The sequence below is a fragment of the Mesorhizobium sp. M4A.F.Ca.ET.020.02.1.1 genome, assembly GCF_004022645.1.
Lineage (GTDB): Bacteria > Pseudomonadota > Alphaproteobacteria > Rhizobiales > Rhizobiaceae > Mesorhizobium.
In genome coordinates, this window is the sequence record NZ_RZOI01000514.1 from 1 (window position 1) to 4,499 (window position 4,499).

Here is a 4,499-nt window from a genome sequence, read left to right on the forward strand (position 1 = left end):
GAACTATACCGGCGATCGCCTCAATTTCGGCCTCGCCGCCGAGAAGGCGCGCGTCGAAGGCTTTGCGGTCGAGATGGTGATCGTCGGCGACGACATCGCGCTGCCCGACATCGCGCAGCCGCGCGGCGTCGCCGGCACGCTGTTCGTCCACAAGATCGCGGGGCATCTTGCCGAAACCGGCCGTGACCTGGTGTCAGTAGCAGCGGCAGCGCGGGCGGCGGCAAAGGACATTTTTTCGCTCGGCATCTCGCTCTCTTCCTGCTCGATCCCCGGTCAGGCGCATGAGGATCGCTTCGGCGCCGACGATGGCGAGCTCGGGCTCGGCATCCATGGCGAGCCGGGCGTCGAGCGCATCGCGCTGCAGAGCGCCGGCTCACTCGTCGCCATCATGGCCGAGCGCCTTGCCGCGCTGCTCGATGCCGGCAGCCGCTACGCGCTGCTGATCAACAATCTCGGATCGGTGCCGCCGCTCGAAATGTCGCTGATCGCCAATGCGGTGCTCGCCTCGCCGCTGGCGAGGCGAAGATCTCGCCGGAGACAGCCGCCGTCAGCATGCCGGCGCCGACGAAGCCGGCGTGCGAGGGTTCATGTCCGGCGCCGCCGCCGGAAACGACGGCAACCTTCGTCTTGTCCCAGTCGGCGCGCAGCACGACCTTGATCTCGGGATAGCCGTCGAGCCGCGCCAGCGTGCCCGAGCCGGCGGTCGCAAGAAAGCCGTCCAGCGCTTCGGTGACGATCGAGTCCTTGCGGTTGAAAAAGTGCTTCATGGATTCGTCCAGTCCGTATCTGCGGTCGTCAATCGGTGTGTGATGGGTGCGCGGTCCGCCTACATCAGTCTTTGCCCGTCCGAGCCGAAATAAAGCGGCGAGCGGTAGCGGATCGTCACCCTGTCCCCCTTTTCGAGCGCCGTGTCGGGGTCGGTCAGTGTCACCAGCTTCCTTGTCCCCACCGTCACATGCAGATGGTTCTGGTCGCCGAGATGCTCGACCCAGTCGACGACGCCGTCGGCATGGCCGTTCGCGGCCTTCTCGATCGACAGGTGTTCGGTGCGCGCGCCGATCGTCCTGGTACCGGTTGGCGCGCCGCCATCCGGCAGCAGCCCTGCAGGCAGAAGGTTGATCGCCGGCTGCCCCAGGCGGGCCGCGACATGAAGGTTTGCCGGCTCGGAATAGATGGCGCGCGGCGTGCCGATCTGCACCAGCACGCCTTCGGCCAGGATGCCGATGCGGTCGGCCATGGTCATTGCCTCGATCTGGTCGTGCGTGACATAGAGCATGGTGGCGCCGAGTTCGGACTGGATGCGCTTCAGCTCGAGCCTGAGATCCGCGCGCAGCTTGGCATCGAGCGAAGACAGCGGCTCGTCCATCAAATAGATGGACGGCTTGCGCACCAGCGCCCGGCCGATGGCGACGCGCTGCATCTCGCCGCCGGAGAGCTTGGTCGAGCGGCTGTCGAGCTTGTGGTGGATACGCACCAGCCTGGCCACCTCCTCGACGCGGCGTCGCACCGCGTCCTCGCTGAGCTTGCGGGCCGGCGAGCGCAGCGGGAAGGCGAGGTTGTCGAAGACTGAGAGGTGCGGATAGAGCGAATATTGCTGGAAGACGAAGGCCGTGTCGCGCTCGGCCGGCGACAGCACCGTGGCGTCGCGGCCGGCGATGTGGATCGTGCCGCTATCCGGCCGCTCCAGCCCGGCGATCAGCCTGAGCGTCGTCGTCTTGCCGGCGCCGGTCGGGCCGAGCAGCACGACGAACTCGCCGTCCTTGATCTGCAGGTCGAGATTGTCGACGGCGACGGTCTCGCCAAAACTCTTGCTCACGCCCTTGATGTGCACGTCAGCCATGGCGCGCCTCCGCTGCCTTGTCATACATGGCGGTCTTCACCGCGCGGCCGGTGCCCTTCTCGAACAGCGACAGCCGAGCGCTGCTGAGCGACAGGCCGACCGGCTCGCCCGGATTGAGCCGGATCTCGGCCGGCACCCGCGCCTTGATGATGCCGTCCGCCGTCTCCACCGCCACGATTTGCGTGGTGCCGAGATATTCGGTGCCGTAGATGGCGCCGCGCAATTTCGAGGCGTCGTCGAAGCGGATGTGCTCGGGACGGATGCCCAGCGCCATGTCGGCCGGTGCGATGTCCTCGCGCACCTCCGGCACGGCGACCTTGGCGCCCTGCACGAGAATCTCCTTCGCGCCCCTGGCCAGTCCGCCGCCGAACTTGAGGAAATTCATCGGCGGCGAGCCGATGAACTCGGCGACGTACATCGTCGCCGGGCGGTCGTAGATCTCGCGCGGGGTTCCGAACTGCTCGATGATGCCGTGGTTCATCACGGCGATCTTGTCGGCCATCGACATCGCTTCCATCTGGTCGTGCGTGACGTAGACGGTGGTGGCGTGGATGCGGCTGTGCAGCTCGCGCAGTTCATGCACCATCAGATCGCGGAACTCGGTATCGAGGGTGCCGAGCGGCTCGTCCATCAGGAAGCATTTCGGCCGCCGCACGATGGCGCGGCCGAGCGCGACGCGCTGGCGGTCGCCGCCGGCAAGGCCGGAGACCGATTTGTTAAGCAAATGATCGATGCGGAGCAGCTTCGCCGTCTCCTCCACCCGCTGGCGGATCTCGGCCGACGGCATGCCTTGCGCCAAGAGCGGGAAGCCGATGTTCTTACGCACGTTCATGTGCGGGTAGAGTGCGAAGAGCTGGAAGACGAAGGCGATGTCGCGCTCCCGCGCCCGGCGCATCGTGACGTCCTCGCCGCCGAGCAGGATCTTGCCGCCGGTCGGCAACTCAAGCCCGGCGATCATGCGCAAGGTAGTGGTCTTGCCGCAGCCCGACGGTCCGAGCATGACGAAGAACTCGCCGTCCTCGACGACGAAGTTGGAATCCTGCACGGCGACGAAATCGCCGAAGGCTTTCCTAAGATGTTGGACGCGGATTTCGGCCATCGTCCTACTCCGGGAATTTCGAGACGATGATGAACATCAAGGTGCCTGCAAGCATGGTGATGAAGGAATAGGTGTAGAGCGACAGCGCGAAGGGCTGGAACAGCATCAGGAAGCCGATGGCGATAATAGCGGTGGCGATGTTCTCCAGCAGGCCGCGCCTTGCCCAGCGAGGCCATGAGGAGCGCTTGGAGACAACAGTGCGGCTCATGCGACACCGCCTTCCTTCTCCCCGTTCACGGGGAGAAGGTGGCCCGAAGGGTCGGATGAGGGGCGGCGCAAACGCCCCTCATTGAGACATATGTCGGCGCTGGCCCTCATCTGCCTGCCAGCATCTTCTCCCCGTGAACGGGGAGAAGGGACGCTGCCCCAGCGCTGGTTCCACACTTGCTGACTGTTCATCATTTGCGCACCGCGCCGAAGGTGATGCCGCGCAAGAGCTGCTTGCGGAGCAGGATGGTGAAGACCAGGATCGGCACCAGGAAGATCGTCGTGCCCGCGGCCACCGCCGGCCAGTCCTGGCCGCCCTCGCCGATGATGGTCGGGATGAAGGGCGGCGCGGTCTGTGCCGTGCCGGAGGTCAGGAGCGCGGCAAACGCGTACTCGTTCCAGGCGAAGATCAGGCAGAAGATGGCGGTCGCGGCGATGCCGGTGGTCGCCTGCGGCAGCACGGTGCGCCAGAAGGCTTGCAGCCTGGTATAGCCGTCGATCATCGCCGCTTCTTCATACTCGCGCGGGATCTCGTCGATGAAGCCCTTGAGCAGCCACACGGCGAGCGAGACGTTGACCGCGGTGTAGAGCAGGATCATGCCGAGCGCGGTGTCGGAGAGGCCGATCTCGCGGTACATCAGGTAGATCGGGATGGCGACCGCGATCGGCGGCATGAAGCGCGTCGACAGGATGAAGAACAGAAGGTCGTCGGCGAGCGGCACCTTGAAGCGCGAGAAGCCGTAGGCCGACAGCGTGCCGAGGAACACCGCGCAGAAGGTCGAGCCGAAGGCGATGATCAGCGAATTGACGAAGCGCGGCAAGAAGTTCGACGGCCCCGCGATCACCATGTTGCGCTTGCGCACCGTCTCGTCGCAGAAGCCGGTCGCCGGTCCGAGCGAGTTGATGTATTCCGGCGTCTGCCGGGTGCGCGTCGTGAACAGGTTGCAATACCCCTCGATGCTCGGCTGGAACACGATCTTCGGCGGATAGGCGATCGAATCCGGCGGCGTCTTGAAGCTGGTGGCGAAGATCCACAGCAGCGGCACGATCGAGATCAGCGCATAGGCGACGATGATCGTGCCGGCGACCAGCTTCGAATTCGCCGAGGGCGCGACGACGGAATGGGCTGATGTCAGGCTCATCTCTGCTTCACCTTGTTGAGCGCCTTGACGTAGATGTTGGCCAGGCCAAACACGGCGACGAACAGGATGATGGCGAAGGCCGAGGAATAGCCGGTGCGCCAGCTCTCGAAGGCCTGCCGCTTCAGCGTGATCGACGCGACCTCGGTGGTCGAGCCCGGCCCGCCGCCAGTCAAGAGATTGACCATGTCGAACATCTTGAAGTTCTCGATGC

Annotated in this window: 4 protein-coding genes and 3 pseudogenes; 1 reads left to right on the forward strand and 6 read right to left on the reverse strand. The window is 65.2% G+C overall.

Annotated features, from left to right (window positions below):
- Positions 1-520: pseudogene (locus EN742_RS25485) on the forward strand (dihydroxyacetone kinase subunit DhaK); the annotation flags it as partial.
- Here EN742_RS25485 and EN742_RS25490 read toward each other — a convergent pair.
- The 6 genes and pseudogenes from EN742_RS25490 to EN742_RS25515 form a co-directional block, all read right to left on the reverse strand.
- Positions 510-767, reverse strand: a pseudogene (locus EN742_RS25490) (dihydroxyacetone kinase subunit DhaK); the annotation flags it as partial. The pseudogenes EN742_RS25485 and EN742_RS25490 overlap by 11 nt on opposite strands.
- 59 nt (positions 768-826) lie before the next feature.
- Complete coding sequence (locus EN742_RS25495; RefSeq protein WP_127407535.1) at positions 827-1,840, reverse strand: ABC transporter ATP-binding protein; 1,014 nt, start codon at positions 1,838-1,840, stop codon at positions 827-829.
- Complete coding sequence (locus EN742_RS25500) at positions 1,833-2,939, reverse strand: ABC transporter ATP-binding protein (RefSeq protein WP_128333416.1); 1,107 nt, start codon at positions 2,937-2,939, stop codon at positions 1,833-1,835. Before EN742_RS25500 ends, EN742_RS25495 begins: the two co-directional genes overlap by 8 nt.
- Before the next feature lie 4 nt (positions 2,940-2,943).
- Entirely contained in the window at positions 2,944-3,147 is a 204-nt protein-coding gene (locus EN742_RS25505; RefSeq protein ID WP_126056828.1) for a hypothetical protein, read from the reverse strand.
- Between the two features lie 190 nt (positions 3,148-3,337).
- On the reverse strand, positions 3,338-4,288 hold the full coding sequence (locus EN742_RS25510) for a carbohydrate ABC transporter permease (RefSeq protein ID WP_126056827.1): 951 nt from the start codon (positions 4,286-4,288) through the stop codon (positions 3,338-3,340).
- Positions 4,285-4,499: pseudogene (locus EN742_RS25515) on the reverse strand (sugar ABC transporter permease); the annotation flags it as partial. The pseudogene EN742_RS25515 and the gene EN742_RS25510, both read right to left, overlap by 4 nt.

Coding starts and splice junctions, on each gene's coding strand:
- EN742_RS25495 (WP_127407535.1), bottom strand. CDS start 1,840: ATGGCTGACGTGCACATCAAGGGCGTGAGCAAGAGTTTTGGCGAGACC.
- EN742_RS25510 (WP_126056827.1), bottom strand. CDS start 4,288: ATGAGCCTGACATCAGCCCATTCCGTCGTCGCGCCCTCGGCGAATTCG.
- EN742_RS25500 (WP_128333416.1), bottom strand. CDS start 2,939: ATGGCCGAAATCCGCGTCCAACATCTTAGGAAAGCCTTCGGCGATTTC.
- EN742_RS25505 (WP_126056828.1), bottom strand. CDS start 3,147: ATGAGCCGCACTGTTGTCTCCAAGCGCTCCTCATGGCCTCGCTGGGCA.